Annotated in this window: 21 protein-coding genes; 4 read left to right on the top strand and 17 right to left on the bottom strand. The window is 67.3% G+C overall.

Annotated features, from left to right (window positions below):
- Positions 1-30: 30 nt before the first annotated feature.
- Together NCO8_RS20760 and NCO8_RS20765 are read left to right on the top strand one after the other, a co-directional pair.
- A complete protein-coding gene (locus NCO8_RS20760; RefSeq protein WP_067641842.1) occupies positions 31-459 on the top strand; it encodes a PPOX class F420-dependent oxidoreductase in 429 nt (142 codons plus the stop codon).
- A 99-nt stretch (positions 460-558) separates the two neighbouring features.
- Complete coding sequence (locus NCO8_RS20765; protein ID WP_245655446.1) at positions 559-894, top strand: hypothetical protein; 336 nt, start codon at positions 559-561, stop codon at positions 892-894.
- 23 nt (positions 895-917) lie between these two features.
- Here the strand turns inward: NCO8_RS20765 and NCO8_RS20770 are convergent, their stop codons facing one another.
- From NCO8_RS20770 to hppD, 8 genes are all read right to left on the bottom strand, one after another.
- A complete protein-coding gene (locus NCO8_RS20770; RefSeq protein WP_245655447.1) occupies positions 918-1,745 on the bottom strand; it encodes an alpha/beta fold hydrolase in 828 nt (275 codons plus the stop codon).
- Between the two features lie 137 nt (positions 1,746-1,882).
- Positions 1,883-3,073 (bottom strand): elongation factor Tu, encoded by a 1,191-nt coding sequence (gene tuf / locus NCO8_RS20775; protein ID WP_067485177.1) that lies wholly within the window; start codon positions 3,071-3,073, stop codon positions 1,883-1,885.
- A 114-nt stretch (positions 3,074-3,187) separates the two neighbouring features.
- Positions 3,188-5,290 carry an elongation factor G gene (gene fusA, locus NCO8_RS20780; RefSeq protein WP_067641844.1) on the bottom strand — a complete coding sequence of 701 codons (2,103 nt, stop codon included), beginning with the start codon at positions 5,288-5,290 and terminating at the stop codon, positions 3,188-3,190.
- Between the two features lie 36 nt (positions 5,291-5,326).
- The gene (gene rpsG / locus NCO8_RS20785; protein ID WP_067485171.1) at positions 5,327-5,797 is read right to left on the bottom strand and encodes a 30S ribosomal protein S7; all 471 of its coding nucleotides are present in this window, start codon (positions 5,795-5,797) and stop codon (positions 5,327-5,329) included.
- Position 5,798: 1 nt separating this feature from the next.
- Positions 5,799-6,173, bottom strand: coding sequence for a 30S ribosomal protein S12 (rpsL, locus tag NCO8_RS20790; protein ID WP_056814220.1), 375 nt, complete (start codon positions 6,171-6,173; stop codon positions 5,799-5,801).
- Between the two features lie 272 nt (positions 6,174-6,445).
- Positions 6,446-6,997, bottom strand: coding sequence for a DUF3558 domain-containing protein (locus NCO8_RS20795; protein ID WP_067485168.1), 552 nt, complete (start codon positions 6,995-6,997; stop codon positions 6,446-6,448).
- Complete coding sequence (locus tag NCO8_RS20800; RefSeq protein WP_067485165.1) at positions 6,994-7,521, bottom strand: DUF3558 domain-containing protein; 528 nt, start codon at positions 7,519-7,521, stop codon at positions 6,994-6,996. Before NCO8_RS20800 ends, NCO8_RS20795 begins: the two co-directional genes overlap by 4 nt.
- Positions 7,522-7,552: 31 nt before the next feature.
- Complete coding sequence (gene hppD / locus NCO8_RS20805) at positions 7,553-8,695, bottom strand: 4-hydroxyphenylpyruvate dioxygenase (protein ID WP_067641845.1); 1,143 nt, start codon at positions 8,693-8,695, stop codon at positions 7,553-7,555.
- A 130-nt stretch (positions 8,696-8,825) separates the two neighbouring features.
- Between hppD and NCO8_RS20810 the strand changes: the two genes are divergently transcribed.
- Entirely contained in the window at positions 8,826-9,374 is a 549-nt protein-coding gene (locus NCO8_RS20810; RefSeq protein WP_067641846.1) for an Lrp/AsnC family transcriptional regulator, read from the top strand.
- A 224-nt stretch (positions 9,375-9,598) separates the two neighbouring features.
- Here NCO8_RS20810 and NCO8_RS20815 read toward each other — a convergent pair whose 3' ends face one another.
- The 9 genes from NCO8_RS20815 to NCO8_RS20855 form a co-directional block, all read right to left on the bottom strand.
- Positions 9,599-10,273, bottom strand: coding sequence for a GntR family transcriptional regulator (locus NCO8_RS20815; RefSeq protein WP_067641847.1), 675 nt, complete (start codon positions 10,271-10,273; stop codon positions 9,599-9,601).
- Positions 10,274-10,301: 28 nt separating this feature from the next.
- A complete protein-coding gene (locus NCO8_RS20820; RefSeq protein ID WP_067641848.1) occupies positions 10,302-11,291 on the bottom strand; it encodes an isopenicillin N synthase family dioxygenase in 990 nt (329 codons plus the stop codon).
- Positions 11,292-11,302: 11 nt separating this feature from the next.
- Positions 11,303-12,463, bottom strand: coding sequence for a nitrate ABC transporter substrate-binding protein (locus NCO8_RS20825; RefSeq protein WP_067641849.1), 1,161 nt, complete (start codon positions 12,461-12,463; stop codon positions 11,303-11,305).
- Between the two features lie 11 nt (positions 12,464-12,474).
- Complete coding sequence (locus NCO8_RS20830; protein WP_084457345.1) at positions 12,475-13,323, bottom strand: ABC transporter permease; 849 nt, start codon at positions 13,321-13,323, stop codon at positions 12,475-12,477.
- Complete coding sequence (locus NCO8_RS20835; protein ID WP_067642095.1) at positions 13,323-14,108, bottom strand: ABC transporter ATP-binding protein; 786 nt, start codon at positions 14,106-14,108, stop codon at positions 13,323-13,325. Before NCO8_RS20835 ends, NCO8_RS20830 begins: the two co-directional genes overlap by 1 nt.
- A 106-nt stretch (positions 14,109-14,214) precedes the next feature.
- Complete coding sequence (locus NCO8_RS20840; protein WP_067641850.1) at positions 14,215-15,522, bottom strand: amidohydrolase family protein; 1,308 nt, start codon at positions 15,520-15,522, stop codon at positions 14,215-14,217.
- A 125-nt stretch (positions 15,523-15,647) separates the two neighbouring features.
- Positions 15,648-16,754, bottom strand: coding sequence for a winged helix DNA-binding domain-containing protein (locus tag NCO8_RS20845; protein WP_067641851.1), 1,107 nt, complete (start codon positions 16,752-16,754; stop codon positions 15,648-15,650).
- A gap of 67 nt (positions 16,755-16,821) precedes the next feature.
- Positions 16,822-17,796, bottom strand: coding sequence for an NADPH:quinone oxidoreductase family protein (locus NCO8_RS20850; protein WP_067641852.1), 975 nt, complete (start codon positions 17,794-17,796; stop codon positions 16,822-16,824).
- Positions 17,797-17,848: 52 nt separating this feature from the next.
- Complete coding sequence (locus NCO8_RS20855) at positions 17,849-19,546, bottom strand: serine/threonine-protein kinase (protein WP_067641853.1); 1,698 nt, start codon at positions 19,544-19,546, stop codon at positions 17,849-17,851.
- Positions 19,547-19,702: 156 nt separating this feature from the next.
- Between NCO8_RS20855 and NCO8_RS20860 the strand changes: the two genes are divergently transcribed.
- Positions 19,703-20,473: an acyl-[acyl-carrier-protein] thioesterase gene (locus NCO8_RS20860; RefSeq protein ID WP_067485874.1), complete on the top strand. Its 771-nt coding sequence runs from the start codon at positions 19,703-19,705 to the stop codon at positions 20,471-20,473.
- Positions 20,474-20,567: the final 94 nt, after the last annotated feature.

A 20,567-nucleotide genomic window follows, 5' to 3' on the forward strand; every position in this document is an offset into this window, starting at 1 on the left:
GTCAGAACACACCGACAACAGGAGTGGCCCATGACCGAACAGTTCGATCCGCACGCCCTGCTCGCCGAGGCGAAGATCGGTGTCCTCGCCACGATCAAAGCCGATGGCAGACCCCAGCTTTCACCGGTGACTCCCTACTACGACCGCGAGGCGGGCGTCATCTACGTCTCGATGACCGAGGGCCGCGCCAAGACCGCGAACCTGCGCCGCGACCCACGCGCCGCCCTCGAGGTGGGCAGCGCCGACGGCTGGTCCTGGGCAACCGCCGAAGGCACCGCCCAGCTCACCGGCCCCGGCACCGACCCACACGGCCCCGAGGTGGAAGCCCTCGTCGCCTACTACCGCGCCGCCGCGGGCGAGCACCCGGACTGGGACGAATACCGCGAGGTGATGGTGTCGGACCGCCGCGTCCTGATGACAATGGCGGTCGAGCATGTCTACGGGGCCAAGGTCCGCTGACACAGTGAGCTCTCAATGAATTGCCACAGTCGATCGGTACGGTCGAGACCACACATTCCGTGACAGATCCGGGGCAGGTAGATGTTTCAGAATCCGATGATGCGACGCGGTATGCGCGTCTTCAACGCGATCGTCCTCGCCGTGACGAAGGCGCCGGGCCTTCGCAAGGTTCTCGGCAAATCATTCGCCGAGGTGAGTTATGTCGGCCGCCGCTCGGGGCGCACGTTCAGCACCCCGGTCAACTACCGCCGGTCCGGGGACGAGTACGTCATCGGCGTCGCCATGCCGGATCAGAAGACGTGGTGGCGCAACTTCCTCGGTGCGGGTGGGCCGATCACCCTGCGCATCGACGGCCTCGACCATTCCGGCCATGCTGTCGCGCACCGCGGCGAGCGCGGCGGTGTCACGGTCCGGGTACATCTCGACGAGCGGTGAAGACCGTTCGCCGGATGCCTCGATTACGTTGCTGATCCCAGGAATTCGGTGACTTCGGGAGCGAAGCGTTCGTGTTTGATCGCGCCCATGTGGGTGGTGTCGGGGTAGATGATCAAGCGGGAGTCGGGGATGCCCTCGGCGGTCTGATGGAAGATCGACTGGGGGTAGAACTCGTCGCGTTCGCCGCCGATCACCAGAGTGGGGGCGGTGATGTCGGTGAGGCGGTCGGTGACGTCGAAGGCGTCTTCGGCGCGGACGAACGCCAGCGTGTCGGCCGGGTTCTTCGGGCGCATCAGCGGGTCGGCGAGCCAGGCCACCGCACCGACCAGGCGGGCCTTCACCGGCGACTCGATACCGACGGTCGCCATGTGCTGGAGTGCGCGTTTCCCTTCGGCGGCGGCCGTCGCGTACTTCAGCTGCGAGGCGCGAGCGGGTTCGGGCAGCCTGCACCCCGACGACGCGATCACCAGCCTGCGCACCGCCGACGGGTGATCGGCGGCCAATTGCAGGGCCACCGACCCGCCCGAGGAAATCCCCAGCACATCGACGGGCTCCCCGAATTCTGCCCGCAAAGCCGCCGCGTGGTCGCGCGCGATATCGGCCATCGACGTCCCCTCCGCCATCCCCGGAGCCCGATTCACCGCGTACACCCGGAAGTTCCTGGCCAGCGGTGCCAGCGTTTTCACCTCACTGGCCCGCATCCACCCGCTGGGGTTCGTGTGATCCGGCGTGAACCACCGCAGGAACACCAACGGTCGCCCCTCCCCGAACGCGAAATACGGCAACCCGTGCCCGAGCTCCCCCTCGACAACCTCGAACCCCTTCACCACGACCACGCCGCCTCCGTTCACCGCCGACACCTGTACCGGGAACGCTACTCACCACTAGCCCCTCGAGCGATGACCCCAAAAGTCGTGCCCCCGGAAAACGCCGAACGGCGCCGCTCCCGGAGGAGCGACGCCGTTGCGGTGTCAGTGGGTCTACAGACTCACTTGATGATCTTCGTGACGCGACCGGCGCCGACGGTGCGGCCACCCTCGCGGATCGCGAAGCGCAGGCCCTCGTCCATGGCGACCGGCTGGATCAGCTTGACGGACATCTCGGTGTTGTCACCGGGCATGACCATCTCGGTGCCCTCGGGGAGGGTCACAACGCCCGTCACGTCCGTGGTACGGAAGTAGAACTGCGGGCGGTAGTTGTTGAAGAACGGGGTGTGGCGACCGCCCTCGTCCTTCGACAGGATGTACGCCTGGCCCTCGAACTCCGTGTGGGGAGTGGTGGTGCCCGGCTTCACGACGACCTGGCCACGCTCGACATCTTCGCGCTTGATGCCACGAACCAGCAGACCGACGTTGTCGCCGGCCTGGCCCTGGTCGAGCAGCTTGCGGAACATCTCGATACCGGTGACGGTGGTCTTGGTGCTCTTCTCGCGGATGCCGACGATCTCGACTTCCTCGTTCACGTTGATGATGCCGCGCTCGACACGACCGGTGACGACGGTGCCACGACCGGTGATGGTGAACACGTCCTCGACCGGCATCAGGAACGGGAGCTCGGTCTCACGGACCGGGTCCGGGATCGAGTCGTCGACGGCCTTCATCAGCTCGACGATGGACTCGGCCCACTTCTCGTCACCCTCGAGGGCCTTGAGGCCGGAGACGCGCACGACGGGGGCATCCTCGTCGAACTCCTGCGACGCCAGCAGCTCGCGGACCTCCATCTCGACGAGCTCGAGGATTTCCTCGTCGTCGACCATGTCCGACTTGTTCAGCGCGACCAGGATGTAGGGCACGCCGACCTGACGGGCGAGCAGCACGTGCTCGCGGGTCTGCGGCATCGGGCCGTCGGTGGCGGCGACCACGAGGATGGCACCGTCCATCTGGGCCGCACCGGTGATCATGTTCTTGATGTAGTCGGCGTGACCCGGGGCGTCGACGTGCGCGTAGTGGCGCTTTTCGGTCTGGTACTCGACGTGGGAGATGTTGATCGTGATACCACGAGCCTTCTCCTCCGGCGCCTTGTCGATCTGGTCGAAAGCGAAGCTCTCGTTCAGGTCCGGGTACTTGTCGGCGAGCACCTTGGTGATGGCCGCAGTCAGCGTGGTCTTGCCATGGTCGACGTGACCGATGGTGCCGATGTTGACGTGGGGCTTCGTCCGCTCGAACTTCGCCTTCGCCACTGTTGTCCTCCTGGACTAGTTAGTGCGTGCTTTTTTGCAGCAGTGCGGTTAATAAGGGGGGTCGTGCTGACGCCCGGTTGCCGCGGCCAAGCGTACAAGGCCGCGGCAAGCGAATTACTCGCCGGTCGCCTTGGCGATGATCTCCTTGGACACGTTGGCCGGAACCTCCGCGTACTGGGCGAACACCATGGAGTAGTTCGCGCGACCCTGGGTCTTCGACCGCAGGTCACCGATGTAGCCGAACATCTCCGAGAGCGGAACCAGCGCCTTGACGACACGGGCACCACTGCGTTCCTCCATGGCCTGGATCTGGCCACGGCGGGAGTTGAGGTCGCCGATCACTTCACCCATGTAATCCTCGGGTGTGATGACCTCCACCGCCATCAGCGGCTCGAGGATCACCGGACCGGCCTTACGGGCCGCTTCCTTCAGGGCCTGCGAACCCGCGATCTTGAACGCCATCTCCGAGGAGTCGACGTCGTGGTACGCGCCGTCGAGCAGGGTGACCTTCAGGTTCACCAGCGGGTAGCCGGCGAGCACGCCGTACTGCATGGCGTCCTGGGCACCCGCGTCGACCGACGGGATGTACTCACGGGGCACGCGACCGCCGGAGACCTTGTTCTCGAACTCGTAGTGCGCACCGTCTTCGCCGACGAAGGGCTCGACCGCGATGATGACCTTCGCGAACTGGCCGGAGCCACCCGTCTGCTTCTTGTGCGTGAACTCGAGCTTCTCGACGGTCTTGGTGATCGTCTCGCGGTAGGCCACCTGCGGCTTACCGACGTTCGCCTCGACCTTGAACTCGCGCTTCATGCGGTCGACGAGGATGTCGAGGTGGAGCTCACCCATACCGCCGATGACGGTCTGGCCGGTCTCCTGGTCGAGCTTCACCGAGAACGTCGGATCCTCGCGCGCCAGCTTCTGGATCGCGGTGCCGAGCTTCTCCTGGTCGGACTTGGTCTTGGGCTCGATCGAGACCTCGATGACCGGGTCCGGGAAGGTCATCGACTCGAGGACGACCTGGTTCTGCGGGTCGCAGAGGGTGTCACCGGTGGTGGTGTCCTTCAGGCCGATGACCGCGTAGATGTGGCCCGCGGTGACCTCGGGAACCGGGTTCTCCTTGTTGGAGTGCATCTGGAACAGCTTGCCCAGACGCTCCTTCTTGCCCTTGGTCGAGTTGACGACCTGGGCGCCGGAGGCCACCGAACCCGAGTACACCCGGATGTAGGTGAGCTCACCGAAGAACGGGTGCACGGCGATCTTGAACGCCAGCGCCGAGAACGGCGCGTCGATGCTCGGCTGACGAGTGATGATCTCGTCTTCCTTGCCGGGCACGTGGCCCTCGACGTTCTCCACGTCCAGCGGGGACGGCAGGTAGTCGACGACGGCGTCGAGCATGGGCTGCACGCCCTTGTTCTTGAACGCCGAGCCACACAGCACGGGGTAGAGCTCGGAAGCCACGGTCATCTTGCGGATGGCGCCCTTGATCTCCTCGATCGAGAGCTCCTCGCCGCCGAAGAACTTCTCCAGCAGCGCCTCGTCGGACTCGGCGACGGTCTCGAGCAGCTCCTGACGGTACTGCTCGGCCTTGTCCTTGAGGTCGGCCGGGATTTCCTGGACTTCGTACTTCTCGCCCAGCTTGGTCTCGCCGGTCCACACCTTGGCGTTCATCTCGACCAGGTCGACGATGCCCTCGAAGGTGTCCTCGGCGCCGATCGGCAGCTGGATGACCAGCGGCTTGGCACCGAGACGGTCCTTGATGGTCTGCACGGTGAAGTAGAAATCCGCACCGAGCTTGTCCATCTTGTTCACGAAGCAAATGCGCGGCACGTCGTACTTGTCGGCCTGACGCCACACCTGCTCGGACTGGGGCTCGACGCCCTCCTTGCCGTCGAAGACGGCGACGGCGCCGTCGAGCACGCGCAGCGAACGCTCCACCTCGACGGTGAAGTCCACGTGACCCGGGGTGTCGATGATGTTGATCTGGTTCTGGTTCCAGAAACAGGTCACAGCGGCGGAGGTGATGGTGATACCACGCTCCTGCTCCTGCTCCATCCAGTCGGTGGTCGACGCGCCGTCGTGCGTCTCACCGATCTTGTAGTTGACACCCGTGTAGAAGAGGATGCGTTCGGTGGTGGTGGTCTTGCCCGCATCGATGTGGGCCATGATGCCGATGTTGCGGACCTTGTTCAGGTCGGTGAGCACGTCCTGTGCCACGAAATTCTCCCTTTTAAGTGACGGGCCGGGCGGCGATCACCAGCGGTAGTGCGCGAACGCCCGGTTCGACTCGGCCATCTTGTGGGTGTCCTCGCGACGCTTCACCGCGGCACCGAGGCCGTTGCTCGCGTCGAGGAGCTCGTGGGCGAGACGCTCGATCATCGTCTTCTCACGACGGGCGCGGGAGTAGCTGACCAGCCAGCGCAGCGCCAGGGTGTTGGCGCGGCCCGGACGGACCTCGACCGGCACCTGGTAGGTGGCGCCACCGACGCGGCGGGGCTTCACCTCGAGGGCGGGCTTGACGTTGTCGAGCGCGCGCTTGAGGGTGACGACCGGATCGGTGCCGGTCTTCTCGCGCGCCTGCTCGAGGGCACCGTAGACGATGCGCTCGGCGGTCGACTTCTTGCCGTCCAGCAGAATCTTGTTGACCAGCTGAGTGACCAGCGGGGACCCGTAGACCGGGTCGTTGATCAGCGGACGCTTGGGTGCGGGGCCCTTGCGTGGCATATCAGCTCTTCTCCTTCTTGGCGCCGTAGCGGCTGCGGGCCTGCTTGCGGTTCTTCACACCCTGGGTGTCCAGCGAGCCACGGATGATCTTGTAGCGGACACCCGGGAGGTCCTTCACACGACCGCCGCGGACGAGCACCATGGAGTGCTCCTGCAGGTTGTGGCCTTCACCGGGGATGTACGCCGTGACCTCGATCGCGCTGGTCAGGCGAACGCGCGCGACCTTACGGAGCGCGGAGTTCGGCTTCTTGGGGGTGGTGGTGTACACGCGAGTGCACACGCCACGACGCTGCGGGCTCCCCTTCAGGGCCGCAGTCTTGGTCTTGGTGACCTTGTCGCGGCGACCCTTGCGGACCAGCTGGTTGATGGTTGGCATAGACCGGCTTTCCTTATTGGTGATTGCGGTAGCGGAACACGTGTCTTCAGTTCATCGAGCTTTCACTCGCACGTCCGACCGTGTTTCCGTTTACCCGCGGTCGGGCGTGTCGCGCGCAGCTCAGGGCCCTTTTTCTGGGCACGCTGGAACGTATCAGCCGCTCTCGCTGGCCTACGTTCACGCACGAACTTGCCCGTAGCAATCCGGGCACAGCGGTCCACGATACGCGCCCGCCCGAACCGGGGTCAAAGCGGGGTCGTGCGTCAAGGCTTCTACCTGGCCAGATCCAAGGTCAGCTCCACCAGCTTCTGCGCTCCCGCGCACGGATCCGGGTGGGCCGAGCCCGGCCGGTAGTTGATCCACCAGCCGATGACCCCGACATCGGCGGCCGGCGCGGTGACTCCGCAGGAGTCGTTGTCGCCCGGCCTGCGCACCTGCAGGGCCCTGCGACCCTGCACCGTGATGTCACCGGTGAGGTACCCCAACTTCTCGTTGGTGGTCTTCTCGTTGTTCAGCGTACCCATCTCGTACCAGTTGAGGGTGGCCATGGCCGAGCCGCCCGGTGCGTCGTCGATGTCCCACATGCAGACGGCGCCGCTGAAGGAGGTGGTGACGCTGAGCGCGTTGCCGACGATCTCACCGATCTTCGCGGGTTCGACGACCTCGCATTCGCGCAGCAGCTTGTCGAAATCGGTGTTCACCGACTCGCCGCCGCCACCGCCGCCCGCCGGGCGCGCGTTGCCCTCGACCTTCTCACCGCAGCCCGCGAGGGTGACGGTGAGCAGCAGCGCCGCCGCGGCGGTCGCGATCCTGGTGGCACTCATCCCAGCCGTCCTACCGTGAGCTCGGCCAGTTTCCGTGTGCGGTCGCACGGGTTACCGCCCGTGGCGAAAGTGCCGGTGGAGATGGACCATTCGAAGAAGTCGTCGTCGAGTTGCACCGCGAAGTCGCAGACGGTCCCCTGCGGGTCGAGCGCCTGAAAACCGGGGCGACCGGCCACATCGATCGACTCCGGGTTGCGGCCGACGCTGGACACCCAGGCCTTCTCGCGTTCGATCGGGCTGCCGCGATAGGACGCGAATGTCACGCTCGGGGCGAACAATCCGGCCGACTGCCAGTTGCAGCCGGTCGAGTTCTTGTACACCCGCGCGATCTGGGACAGGCCCGCCAGCTCGCGCACCTCGTCGTCGGTGACGTGCCCGCACTCGCCGACGAACGGGCCGAGTGAGGCCACCTTCGGTGGCGGCCGATTCGGGCCCGCCGGCGAATCGGAGTCGCCCCCCGATCCGCACGACGACAGCACGACAGCCAGGGCCATGCCGGTGATGATCGCCGAGGGGATCCGCATGCCATGAACTGTAGTGCGTGCGCGGACGCACTCACAGGTTCCCGCGGGCCGCCTGCTCGCGTTCGATGGCTTGGAAAAGGGCTTTGAAATTGCCTTTTCCGAAGCCGAGTGAGCCGTGTCGCTCGATGAGTTCGAAGAACACCGTTGGACGGTCGGTGATCGGGCGGGTGAAGATCTGCAGTAGGTAGCCGTCTTCGTCGCGGTCGACGAGAATGCCGCGCCGCTGCAGTTCCTCGACGGGGACGCGGACATGGCCGATGCGGGCGCGCAGTTCTGGGTCCTCGTAATAGGTGTCGGGGGTCGGCAGGAATTCGACGCCCGCGGCGCGCAGGGCGTCGACGGTGGCGAGGATGTCGCCGGTGGCCAGGGCGATGTGCTGCACGCCCGGTCCGCGATAGAACTCGAGGTACTCATCGATCTGGGAACGTTTGCGGCCGACGGCCGGCTCGTTGAGCGGGAACTTCACGCGGTGGTTGCCGTTGGCGACGACCTTGCTCATCAGCGCGGAGTATTCGGTCGCGATGTCGTCGCCGACGAATTCGGCCATGTTCGTGAAACCCATGACGCGGCGGTAGAAGTCGACCCAGCGGTCCATCATGCCCAGTTCCACATTGCCGACCACATGGTCGATGGCCTGGAACAGGCGCGGACCGTCGCGAAGGGTCGAGGTGCGTGCGATATAGCCGGGCAGATACGGGCCCGCGTAGCCGGAGCGGTCGATCAGGGTGTGCCTGGTCTCGCCGTAGGTGGCCAGAGCGGCGGAGCGCACCGTGCCGAATTCGTCGCTCTCGTCGTGTGGTTCGGCCAGGATCGTCGCGCCGTGCTCGCGCGCCCAGGTGACGCACCGGTCCACGTCGGGGACCTCGAGAGCGATGTCGACCACGCCGTCGCCGTGCCGATCGTGATGGGCGACCAGCGGACTGTCCGGATCGACCGCGCCCTTGACCACGAACCGCGCTCCCCCGCTGCGCAGCACGTAGGCCTTGTGGTCGCGGTTGCCGGTCTCGGGGCCGGAGTAGGCCTCGAGCCGCATCCCGAAGGCCGATTGCAGGAAGTGCGCGCACTGGGTGGCGTTGCCGACAACCCACACCAGCGCGTCCCAGCCGGTGACAGGGAACGGATCGACACTGTCGTCGTGCTCGATCAGCCCGACGAGCTGCTGCTCAATGGTCATGACCTAGGAAAACGCGCCACCGTGAGCTAGGCAACAACACGGCTCGCGCCTGGTCATGCTGACCAAAGTTGATACCTCACGCTGCCGGATGGTGGACAATTTGAATAGCACCCGAGGATGGAGGTCTGGCATGCGCACACCCGCGAAACTGGACGAACTCGACCTGGCGATCCTGTCGGCCATGCACGAGTTCCAGAAGGCCGGGATCCTGGAACTCTCGCGGCGCACGAAGGTGGCCCGCGCGACGGTGCAGGCCAGGATCAACCGGATGGAGGAGGCCGGGGTGATCGCCTCCTACGACCCCCAGATCGATGTCACCGCAGCGGGTTTCGATGTGCAGGCGTTCGTCACCCTGGAGATCGCCCAGGGCGCGCTAGACACCCTCACCGCCGAACTCGACGCGATCCCCGGCGTGCTCGAGGCCTACGCGACCACGGGTTCCGGTGACGTGCTCTGCCGCATCGGTGCCGACTCACACGCCGGTCTACAGGCCGTGCTGCTCAGCATCGACCGGACGAGCGCGGTGGTGCGGTCGCACAGCGTGATCGTGCTGTCGACGGTGATCGAACGGCGCACGCTCCCCTTGCTGCGCACGCTGACACCCGCCGGCACCGCGAAGGCGCCCGCTTATCGGGACCGGCGTGTCAGCCCGCCGGGTACCCGCGCCACGGACCGGTAGGAAGTACGCGAAAACCTCTGGCGCCGTGACCGACTAGGGCCATCGAGCGTGACACCCGCCTCGGCACCGGCTCAGGCAAGCCGGTGCCGGGCGAGGCCGTCGAGGCACGGCGCAGCGCCGGGCGGGGTTGAAGCGCGGCACGTCAAAGCTTGGCCACGGGGCGAGGCACGTCAGTGCCGGGAGGCGCGTCAGTGCCGGGAGGCGCGTCAGTGCCGGGAGGCGCGTCAGTGCCGGGTGAGGCGCGTCATCAGGCCGTGGACGTGTGCCTCCGCAGCAATGCGGGCCGATTCGGGGTGGCCCGATTCCAGGGCTTCGAGGATGCGGCGGTGTTCGCGCAGGGCCACGCGACGGTTGCGCGCCGAGCACCACAGATCGCCGCGGTAGAGGTGTGCCTGCGCTTCCAGACGCGCCAATTCGTCGGCGAGGCACCGGTTTCCGGCTGCGTCCCGGATGAAGCTGTGGAATTCCAGGTCGAGCTGGGCGTCGCGGGCCGCGTCGGTGGCGTCGTCCAGGTTGGTTTCCTGGGCGGCGATGACGGCCGCGAGTTTGTCGAGGTCCGCTTCGGTGAGGCGGGTGGCGGCCGTGGCGGCGGCCAGGCCGTCGAGGACGGCGCGGACCGCGAGTACCTCACGGATGCGTTCGTCGTCGACGGCGGCCACCTTCGCGCCCGCGTGCGGTGTGCTCACCGCGAGACCCTCGTAGATGAGCTGCTGCACGGCCTCGCGCACCGGGCTGCGACTCACCCCGAGCCGAGTGGCCAGTGCGGGCACGCTGAGTCGGCTGCCCGGGGCGAGTTCGCCGGAAAGGACCAGCTGCCTGATCCGGCGATGCACCGACGGGCCGAGCAGTGAGGTGCCGTCGCCACGCTCCGCTTCCGCCTCCGGGCGCTGACCGCTCATGCCGTGTCCCTTCCGTTGTCTGCGCCGATTATCCCTGCGGCCGGTAGTTGGCCCGCACACGCTGGGTGAGGAAATCGGCCGCGGTGACCGGTGGGTATTTGCCGCCGGGTCCCTGGATGATCGCGTCGCGGTCGGCCTGGGCGAAGTAGGCGATGCTGTAGCGCTCGCCCTGGTATTCGCCCTCGCCGGGGCTGCGGACGCGGTGGAAGTTCGACGGCAGCAGGTCGTCGCTCCAGCGGGTGAGCATGTCGCCGATATTGCAGGTGATCAGGCTCGAGGACGGGGTGATGGAGGTCCATTCCTGTTCGGCCATCTCCTTGCCGGGACACACCTGCAGTCCGCCTTGGCCGTCGCGCTGGAAAAGCAGGGTGAGGCAGTCGAAGTCGGTGTGCGCGCCTGCCCGCCAGCGGCCGGGAACGCCGCGCAGTTCCTCGGGCACCGCGAAGTAGTGCAGCAATCGCAGTGCGCTCTGGTAGTCCGGCGATGCGGGATCGTGTGCGGTGGTGAAGTGTTCGCGCGCAAGTCCGAGCCGGTCGGCGAAGCAGGACAGCACCCGCATCGCCACTTCCCAGGCCCGGCGCTCGAAATCCAGGACACGCGAACGGAATCCGGGCAGCTCGGTCTCGCTCGGCCAGAGGCAGTCCATGTGCGGCCGGGTGACCTGATACGACTCCTTCTGATCGGGCACTCCGATGGACGGGCGCACCTGACTCATGCTCTCCCAGCCCGCGTTGTGTTCCTTCACCAGCGGATATTTGCCTTTGACCTCCTCCGGCAAGGCGAAGAACTCCGCTGTGGCGCCGAACATCTCGTCGATCAGCGCTTGCGGGATGCCGTGCCCGGAGAGCTGGAAGAAGCCGATCTCGGTGGCCGCCGCCCACAGTTGGTCGGCGATCTCGACGCGGCGATTCTCGAAATCAGTCAGGTCGACGACGCGGATCTCACGGGCGGTTTCCCTGCCGAGGCCGCCCATCCGCTTCTCGCGCGAGACCTCGGACAGGTCGTAGCTGGTGCTCATGGAATGTCTCCTTATCCGGTGACGGAGATGGACGGGTCGAGGAATTCCTTGGTGACGAGATCCGATGCCCGCAGGCCGGACGGCACATTCGCCCCACCCGCGCGCAGAATGGGCGCGAACTCGTCGATGATGCGCTGCACGCGGGCCTCGTCGAAGCTGCCGAGCACACCGTCGCTGTCGTTGCCGATCAGGCCGCCGTCGATCAGCGCCTCGGAGCCGAACGCGGCGAGCTCGGCGCTGTAGGGGCTGAGCTTGGGGTTCTGCTCGACCACATCGACGACCACCTCGTCGACATGCGTCGAATCGGCCCGGAATTCGGCGGTGGCCCGCTGGATCATCGGCACCAATTTCTGCAGGCAGGGCCGCAATTCGGCGAGTTTGTCCGCCCGGACGTTCACCGTGCGGGCGTATCCCTCGTAGCCGACATCCTTGAGCAGCTGGTAGCGCACGGGCTTGTTCCAGGCGCGCACCTCGTGTTCGTAGGTGTAGGGCTCGGCGTTGACGAAACCCTGCTGCGCGAACGACGGATCGGTGACGAACCGGGACGGCGAATTGTCGTAGGAGGCGTCGATCTGTTCGGCTTTCACCAGGCCACGCGCCACCAGCCAGTCCGGGTACAGCTGTCCCTTGGACACCACGATCGGCTTGCCGGACCGGCCGATATCGGCGATCCCCTGCCAGCCGGGATTGGTCGCCGGATCCCACATCAGCATCTGCGGGCTGTTGCGCAGCAAGGTGGTGACCGCCAGGATCGGCTGCTGCCCGGCGGCGGCGATGGCGTGCTCGGAGTGGGCGAGACCGAGGGTGATGCTCTCGTCGACGTACATCTGCGACGGCACGGTCTGGAAGCCGATGGCCGGTCCGCCCGCCCGGATCTCGAGTTCCACCCCGGTGTCCTTGCCCGCGGTGACGAGCGGGCCGGTGATCCTGTTGTTGTCGGCGTCGACGGTGTAGCCGGGACCGAGCAGGCCGAAGATCGGACCGGAGTCGGTTTCCGGGGCCCATTGCAGCTGCACGACAACGGTATCCGGGCAGACACCGGCCAGCCGTTGTTCGGCGGGTGCGGGCTCGAGGGCGACGGCTGTGTCGTCACCGGTTTCGCCGGAACAGGCGGCGAGGGTGAGGGCCAAGGCCGCGATACCGAGGCGGCGCAGGGGGCGTGCGTTTTTCATGGCGGTTCCTTCTAGTGGGCCGAGTCGTGCCAGCGGCCGACGCTGACCTTCTGGATCAGCGTGAAAACGGTGAACACGAGCACCCCGAACAGGGCGGCGAGCAGGAGCGCGCCGATGAGGTCCTCGGATTGGAGCCGAGCGCGGTAGGTGTCGAGCAGGGTGCCGATGCCCGGTTTGCCCTGCGCGAAGAACATGTCGCCGATGATCGCGCCGGTAACAGAAAGCCCTGCGGCCGTGCGTAAACCGGTCAGGGTGGAGGGCAGGGCGGCCGGTAGTTGCAGCGACCAGAGCCTGCGCAGGCGCCCGGCGCGGCCGAGGGTGAACAGCTCGCGCAGGTTCGCGTCGACCGATTTGATGCCGAACAACGTCATCGCGATGATCGGATGAATGGCGATGAGCACACAGACCGTGGTCCGCGCGGCGAAACCGTAACCGAGCCACAGCCCGATCAGCGGGACCACGGCGAGCACCGGAATCGCCTGCAGCACCACGGCATACGGGTAGACGACGTTCTCGATCGGTTTGGCCTGGCTCATCAGCACCGCGATGGCGACACCGAGCACGGCCGAGATCAGCAGCCCGGTGAGCGCGACCCGCGCGGTCACCGCCAGCGCCTCACCCATCACCTCGAGCTTCTTCGGGTCGGCCAGCGACTCGGTGAACACCACATGCGGTGGTGGCAGCAGGAAGCGGCGACCTTCGCTGAGTACCAGCATCGACACGGCGTACCAGGCGGCGAGGGCAAGGGCGATCGAAATAGTCGGCGCCGCAAGGGCCTTGCCGATCTTGCGCAGGCGTGCGGTGGACAGCTCGGCCCCCGGCTTCGCCGGTACCACGGCCCGGGCGGCGATACTCACCATCAGGCAGCCTCTTTCAACGAGTGCGACACGCGCGCGACGAGTTCGGTGAAGGCGGGATCGAAGCGCAGTTCACGGTCGCGCGGATAGGGCAGGTCGACGTCGATCACCTCGTGCACCCGCCCCGGCCGCGCCGACATCACCACCACCCGCGACGCGAGGAACACCGCCTCCGCCACCGAGTGCGTGATGAACAGGGCGGTGAAGGCGTTGTCCCGGTAGAGGCGGAGCAGCTCCTCCTGCATGGTCAGTCGCGTCATCTCGTCGAGCGCGCCGAGCGGTTCGTCGAGCAGCATCAGCCGCGGTTCCAGCGCCAGCGCCCTGGCCAGCGAGACCCGCATCCGCATGCCGCCGGAGAGCCTGCGCGGCAGGGCATTCGCGAAGTCGGCCAGCCCGACCGCCTCGATCGCCCGTTCCACCCGTGCCCGCCGCACAGCGCGCGGCACCCCGGCCAGCTCCGCCGAGAGTTCGACATTGCGCCGCACCTTGCGCCAGGGCAGCAGGGTGGCTTCCTGGAAGATGAAGCCGATCGAATTCGTGCGCACCGCAACGGCTCCCGCGCTCACCCGCTCTAGGCCGGCAGCCAGACGGAGCAGGGTGGACTTGCCGCAACCGGACGGCCCGACCACGGCGACGAACTCGCCCTCGCGGATATCCAGATCGATGCCGGTGAGGGCCAGGGTGCCGTCGTCACCGCCGAAACGTTTGCCGACGCCCGCGAAGGAGACCTCGAGTCCGGCGAGCAGCGTCCTCGCGTCCGCGTCGTTCACTGTGTCGTAGAGCGTCACCGTGATCACCTTCCTACGGTGGATGTTGCGTGCAACATGTGAATGAATTCAGTGTGGACTTGCTTGATTACATGCAATATGTGAGCTGTTTCCGCTGGATTAACATTCATCGCATGTGGATCAGGCGGTGAGTCAGTTCATCGGTGTCGACCCTTGTGCTGCGGCCGTCGCGGATCACCGCCTCGCCGTCGACCCAGACCGTGTCGACCACGCGCGGTGAAGCGGTCGTCAGCAGGGTCGCGCCGGGGTCGAGCACAGGAAGACAGGCGAAGTCGCGGTCGAAGCGGACCAGGGTGAGGTCGGCCCGGTCGCCGACGGCGATGCCGGTGTGTACCGGTCCGCCGAGCACCCGACCGGCCGCACCCGTGGCCATGTGCAACATGCGATCGATGCCGAACAGGTCGGCGCGCCGGTGTGCGGCACGCTGCAGATACGCGCCCAGGCGCAGAGTCAGGAGCATGTCCTGGGTGTCGTTGCTTGCCGCGCCGTCGACGCCGAGGGTCACGTCGATCCCGGCGGCCAGCATGTCGCCGATCGGGGCGATGCCGCTGCCGAGGCGCATGTTCGAGATCGGGTTGTAGGAGACGGTGACACCGCGCTCGGCGAAGACCGCGCGACCGTGCGCGTCGAGGTTCACACAGTGCACGGCGAGCGTGCGCTCCCCGAGGAAGCCGTTGGTGTCGAGGTAGTCGACGGCGCCCATACCGGCGTGCAGGCGGCACATGTCGTCGTCGGTGGTGGTCTCGAGGACGTGGATCGACACCGTCTTGCCGGTCGACTCGGCGTAGGCGCGGGCCGCCGCCATGCCGTCGGGGGTGAGGCAGCGCGGGTTGGGCACGGCAAGCGCGGTGGTGATGCGCGAGCCCGCCAGCTGCCGGTCGAGTGCGTCGATATGGGCGAACGCCTCGTCGAGCGGTTGCATCAGGCGCGGGTCGAGGCCCCATTTTCGGGTGACGTCGGCGCGGTCGGCGATGCCGCGCCCGAGGACCACCCGGATGCCGAGCTCGTCGAGCGCGCGGATCACGGCCTGGTGGACCTGGTCGGACGGGTTCGGCCACAGGTGCTCGACGACCGTTGTCACCCCGCTGCGCAGCAGTTCCGAGCCACCGGCCAGAGCCGAGAGGTAGGTCTGTTCAGGAGTGGCGGCGACGGTGTGCTCGCCGACGCAGCGCAACCATTCCAGCAGCGGCAGCCCTTCCCCCACGCCACGAAGTACCGCTTGTTGCAGGTGGGTATGGGTGTTGACGAAGCCGGGAAGCAGATAGCCGCCCGCACCGTCGAAGCGTGGGAGCGCCGCGTGCTCCTGGTCTGTCCGCAATGCGGCGACCCGGCCGTCGCGGACGACGACCTCACCAGGCTGCCACCCCTGCGGCGTATAGACGGTGACATCGGTAATGACCACGGACGAACCCATGCGCGCACCCTTTCGGTTGCGGCTGGTTCGCTCGCCGGGTTCGGCCGAGCACGTCGTCCGTTGCAGCCATGAACGTCGTAGGACCGACCTTAGGAATCCGGTATTTCCCCGGCGTTAAAGCCGTGTCACGGACGGAGGTCGGCCTCGGGGGCGAGGATCTCGACGACCGGGGCGGATTCCGGCTCCAAGAACGCGAGCAGGGCAGTGGCCTCCGATTCGACCTCTGCCACTTCGGCTTTCGTCCATGCACGGGTAGGGCTCACGCGGAGGCGGGCGGTTCCCGACTTCACGAAGACTTTGTAGACCCCGGCGGTGAAGCCGTCGATCAGGACCGGCGAGACATTGGCACCGAAGGAACGCGGGGCGATGGTTTCGCCGATGACGCGGCTGCGGTCCTGGTGGGAGAGCAGCGCGTTGTCGTACCAGCCGAGCAGGCGCACCGGGGCGGGCAGGTCGGTGTCGGCGAGTTCGAGTTCGGCGGCGTCGTAGAGGGTCCGGCCGCGCTCGTCGGTGTAGGTGCGGACGCGGTCACCCAGGTCGGCGACCACCTGTTTCATACCGGGTAAGCGCGACCAGGTCTGCATGTCCATGGTCGAGGCCGGCCCGAACGCGCGCAGGTAGCGCAGGATCAGTTCGGCCACCGGATAGCCCGGGTCGAGCGGGGCGCCCAGCCACGGCTGCACCCGCGACCAGACGGGTCGGCTGTTGTCGCGCCAGCGGCCACGCGGCGGGGTCTGCAGGACCGGGAGCTGGTAGAGCCAGGTCTGCGACACCGCGCCCGGATCGCGATCCGGGTAGCGGATGGCGGCTTCGGCGCGCAGGTCGGCGGCCGACATGGGTTCGTCGCCGAGCACCGCCTCCCCGTCGGCACGGACCTGCTCGGGGTCGAGTCCGACCATGGCCCCGTAGTTGAAACCCTTACGGAAGGGCACCTTTTCGAGTTCGGGCTGGATGTGCGGGGCGATGCGGAGGGCGTCGGGCGGGGTGACGAGGTGGATGGTGCCGCGCATCAGGGTGATCCGCACCAGCGTGCGGTCGTCCAATCCGCGCGACACCGTGTCGGGGTCGAAATCGACTGTCCGGCTCCACAAACCGATGAACGGCGGCGGGACATCCTGCGCCTGCAACCCGACGAGATGCTCGCACATCTGCGGTGTGCTCAGGGTGGACCGTTCGAGGAGGTGCTGCCGCGCGAGCAGCGTCCGGTTCAGTACCCGATTCGACAACTGCACGGCGCGCTCCTTCGATCCCGGCGACGAACCGGACGCTACCCCGGCGGTCCGACAACCTCACACCGAGTCAGCGCAGTTGTACGACGACCTTGCCGGTCGCGGTCCGGTTGTCCAGGGCCGCAACGGCTTCGGCCGTGCGTTCCAGGGGGTAGAGCACCGGTTCCGGCGCCGTGACGGCACCGGAGGCGAACAGCGGCTCCAGGTCGGCCCATTGTTCGGCCAGGTAGCCGGGGTGGGTCATCACCCATTCACCCCAGGCCGCGCCGACGACCTCCACGTTCTTGAGCAGCAGCCGGTTCACCTTCACCGTGGGGATCTCGCCGGCGGTGAACCCGACGACGAGCAACCGGCCACCGCCCGCGAGGCTGCGGATGCTGTCGGTGAAACGGTCGCCGCCCACCGGGTCGAGCACGATGTCGACGCCTCGCCCGCCGGTGAGGTCCTTGACCGCCGCCAGCCAGCCGTCGGTGAGCACCACGTCGGTGGCGCCGTTGGCCTTGGCGACCTGCGCCTTGGCCTCGGTGCTCACCACCGCGATCACCCGGCCCGCGCCCAGCGCCTTGGCCAGCCGCAGGGTCGAGGTGCCGACGCCACCGGCCGCACCGTGCACGAGGACCGTCTCGCCCTCGGCCAGCCTGCCGCGCTTGGTGAGGCAGAAGTGCACGGTCAGGTCGTTGAACAGGATGCCCGCACCCGACTCGAGCGACACGTTGTCCGGCAGCTTGAAGACCGCGTCGGCGGGTGCGACCGCCACCTCAGCGACGCCGTTGCCGAGCATGGTCAGTGCCGCGACGCGGTCACCGGCACGCAGCCCGGACTCGGCGGGCGCCTCACGCACCACGCCACCGACCTCACCGCCGACGACGAACGGCAGACCCGGCTTCATCTGGTAGAGACCGCGCGTCATCAGGACATCGGGGAAGGCGATCCCGGCGGCGTGCACGTCGATGAGGACACCGCCCGGGTAAGCGACCGGTTCGGGCAGGTCGACGACCTCGATCGACGACGGACCTTCCAACTTGCTCACCTGAGCTGCACGCATCCGGGAAACCTCTCTCGACATCGAACCCCTGTCGAACATATCCCGGCCACGCTCAGCGATGGGCGAATTCCAGCATCGCCTCACTGGAGAGCACCGAACCACTCTTGATGATCGTCAGGCCCGCAGGCGTGACCTGGTATTGCGTTCCATCGCTCGGGTTGGTCGCGGTGAATCCGCCGTCACCGGTCGGGACGGGATCGTCGAGTTCGATCGCGTTGCCGTTACGCACCGCGACGCCCTTGTAGTAGAAGCGGTCGGCCCCGGTGTGGCAGATGACCACCCGCGAGGTGGTGGTGCGCGCGATCGTCATGGCGGCGTCGTTGTCGTTGCAGCGCGGGCCACCGCTGAGGAAACCCTGCCCGTCGGCGCCGGTGACGGCCGAATTCAACGGCGGCACAGTGGTTGTGGTCGCTTTCGGCTCCGTCGGCGGTGCCTGCGGAACGCCGGTTGGCGCTTCCTGGCTGACCGACACCACCACCGGCGGGGGCACCTGCAGACTGGACGAGGACACCGGCTGACCTGCGCGATCGGTACCGGAATCGTTGACGCTCAACATCACCCACACCGCCACACCGACCGCGGCCACGACGATCAGCGCGCCGAGCGCACCGGCGAGAATCGGCGTCGCCGAATTCCGCTGCGGAAGGGGCAGCGGTTCCGACGGATGGGCGTAGGCACCCGAGGAGAACTGGGGGCCGGTGCTCATCCTGGTCTGCTGCCGCCCGGGCTGCGCGAAACCGGCGATCGGCTGCTGCGGTGCGGACCGGTGCGCCGCGGCGGGTGGCTGAGCAGGCGAGGGAGCGGTCGGCGGCGGTGGTTGCGGCCCGGTGACCCGGGTCTGCCCGGTGAACGGGCGCGGCGGCGGCTGCTTCACCAGCGGCGTCACCCGCGGGCCGGGAACGGTTGCGGGCGCGTCGCGTTCGGCCTGCACCAGCGCGGCGCGGGCGGCGCGAGCCAGGTCGCCCGGCGAGCCGTAGCGCTGCTCGGGCCGCTTGGCCATGCCGCGCTCGATCACCGCGTCGAACGCCGACAGCGCCGGATCGACCGCACTCGGCCGGGGCGGAGGTGCCATCTGATGCGAACCGATCGCGCCGGCGAGACTGTTCACCGGGAACGGCACCCGTCCCACCAGCGACTCGTAGAGCACACAGGTGAGCGCGTAGGTGTCGACGGCCGGCGTCATCGGCACGTCCTCGAACCGTTCCGGCGCCATGTACGCCATCGAACCGACCGCGCTGCCCGCGCTGGTGAGCTGCGGATCGGACGCGCCGTGCGCGATACCGAAGTCGACCAGATAGGCGAACAGGTTGGCCGTGAGCAGGATGTTGGCCGGCTTCACGTCGCGATGCACCAGGCCGAGCTCGTGGGCGGCATCGAGCGCGGCCGCGATCTGCTCGACCACCTGCACCGCCTCGCCGGGCGTCAGCTTGCCGTGCTGCTGCAGCCGCTCCTTGAGATCGGAACCGCGCACCAGGCGCATATCGATGTAGAGCACACCGTCGACCTCGCCCCAGTCGTGCACCGGGATGACGTGCGGCTCCTGCACACTGGCCATCGCATGGGATTCGCGGCGGAAACGCTGCACATAGGTGGGGTCGGCCGCCAGCTCACGATTGAGCACCTTGAGCGCGACGACGCGATCCTTGGTGGTGTCGAAAGCCTCGTAGACCTCGCCCATACCGCCGACTCCGAGAAGCCGACGCAACTCATAGCGCCCGAACATCGCGCCTGCCATCGCCCCGCCGGCCATTCCAGCAGGTTACCGGGCGCCTACAGCACTTGTCATGTACGCCGGTGGGGGCTAGTCCCGGCTCGACGTGAGGGTGTGATCTGCGCACCGTAAAGTCGAGGGCAGAACTACGCAAGAAGTCGCGGCTCACCTGTGTGGACCGCGCAAGGAGCACACGTGTCACTCGATCAGCCACTGGCCCCGCTACCCCAGGAGGGCACGGGTTTCGCCACGGCGTGGCCTGTCCGGGCCGGCGACGTGGACCCGTACCACCGGCTGCGCTTCGACGGGGTCGCCCGCTACCTGCAGGATATCGCCTACGAGGAACTGCATCAGACCGCGCTGCACCGCACCGATCCCACCTGGATCGTGCGCCGCACCGTCATCGACGTGATCCGCCCGGTCGTCTTCCCCGATCACGTACACCTCACGCGGTGGTGCGCGAGCATGTCGACCAGGTGGACGAACATGCGCGTGCGCATCACCAGCGAGGGCGGCGGCCTGATCGAGACCGAGGGGTTCTGGATCAACCTCAGCGAGTCGAGCAACCTGCCCGCCCGCATCAGCGACGAAGGCCTGGCCTATCTGGCCCGCACCACCGACGAACACCGGCTGCGGTGGCGGCCCTACCTCACCGATCCGGCGCCGCGCGAATCCGACACCGATGTGCCGTTCCCGGTGCGCGCCACCGACATCGACCAGTACAACCACGTGAACAACGCCTGCTACTGGCAGGCCGTGGAGCAGTTCCTCGTCGACTATCCAAAACTGCTCGCGGTGCCGCATCGCGCGGTGATCGAGTACGTGGCGCCGGTGCTGGCGCGTGAACACATCACGGTGCGCGGGCGGTACGAGCCGGGCGATGTGAGTGGGCGGCCGGTGTTGCGGTTGTGGTTCGTGGTCGGTGGGATCACGACGACCGTCGTCAAGGTCATGCCCCTGCCGTAACGCAGGAGGCAGGAACCGGGGTTCTCGGCCTGTTTCGTCGATTGCCAGGCGGCCGAGAACCGGAGGCGAGTGGGCCTGGTCGGTTCTCGGCCGC

The sequence above is a fragment of the Nocardia coubleae NBRC 108252 genome, from assembly GCF_001612805.1.
Taxonomy (GTDB): domain Bacteria; phylum Actinomycetota; class Actinomycetes; order Mycobacteriales; family Mycobacteriaceae; genus Nocardia; species Nocardia coubleae.

Excerpts from the sequence above, each read along its gene's own strand:
- NCO8_RS20760 (WP_067641842.1), top strand. The coding sequence starts at position 31 with ATGACCGAACAGTTCGATCCGCACGCCCTGCTCGCCGAGGCGAAGATC.
- NCO8_RS20765 (WP_245655446.1), top strand. The coding sequence starts at position 559 with ATGCGACGCGGTATGCGCGTCTTCAACGCGATCGTCCTCGCCGTGACG.
- rpsG (WP_067485171.1), bottom strand. The coding sequence starts at position 5,797 with ATGCCACGCAAGGGCCCCGCACCCAAGCGTCCGCTGATCAACGACCCG.
- rpsL (WP_056814220.1), bottom strand. The coding sequence starts at position 6,173 with ATGCCAACCATCAACCAGCTGGTCCGCAAGGGTCGCCGCGACAAGGTC.
- NCO8_RS20795 (WP_067485168.1), bottom strand. The coding sequence starts at position 6,997 with ATGAGTGCCACCAGGATCGCGACCGCCGCGGCGGCGCTGCTGCTCACC.
- NCO8_RS20800 (WP_067485165.1), bottom strand. The coding sequence starts at position 7,521 with ATGCGGATCCCCTCGGCGATCATCACCGGCATGGCCCTGGCTGTCGTG.
- hppD (WP_067641845.1), bottom strand. The coding sequence starts at position 8,695 with ATGACCATTGAGCAGCAGCTCGTCGGGCTGATCGAGCACGACGACAGT.
- NCO8_RS20810 (WP_067641846.1), top strand. The coding sequence starts at position 8,826 with ATGCGCACACCCGCGAAACTGGACGAACTCGACCTGGCGATCCTGTCG.
- NCO8_RS20815 (WP_067641847.1), bottom strand. The coding sequence starts at position 10,273 with ATGAGCGGTCAGCGCCCGGAGGCGGAAGCGGAGCGTGGCGACGGCACC.
- NCO8_RS20820 (WP_067641848.1), bottom strand. The coding sequence starts at position 11,291 with ATGAGCACCAGCTACGACCTGTCCGAGGTCTCGCGCGAGAAGCGGATG.
- NCO8_RS20825 (WP_067641849.1), bottom strand. The coding sequence starts at position 12,463 with ATGAAAAACGCACGCCCCCTGCGCCGCCTCGGTATCGCGGCCTTGGCC.
- NCO8_RS20830 (WP_084457345.1), bottom strand. The coding sequence starts at position 13,323 with ATGGTGAGTATCGCCGCCCGGGCCGTGGTACCGGCGAAGCCGGGGGCC.
- NCO8_RS20840 (WP_067641850.1), bottom strand. The coding sequence starts at position 15,522 with ATGGGTTCGTCCGTGGTCATTACCGATGTCACCGTCTATACGCCGCAG.
- NCO8_RS20850 (WP_067641852.1), bottom strand. The coding sequence starts at position 17,796 with ATGCGTGCAGCTCAGGTGAGCAAGTTGGAAGGTCCGTCGTCGATCGAG.
- NCO8_RS20855 (WP_067641853.1), bottom strand. The coding sequence starts at position 19,546 with ATGGCCGGCGGGGCGATGGCAGGCGCGATGTTCGGGCGCTATGAGTTG.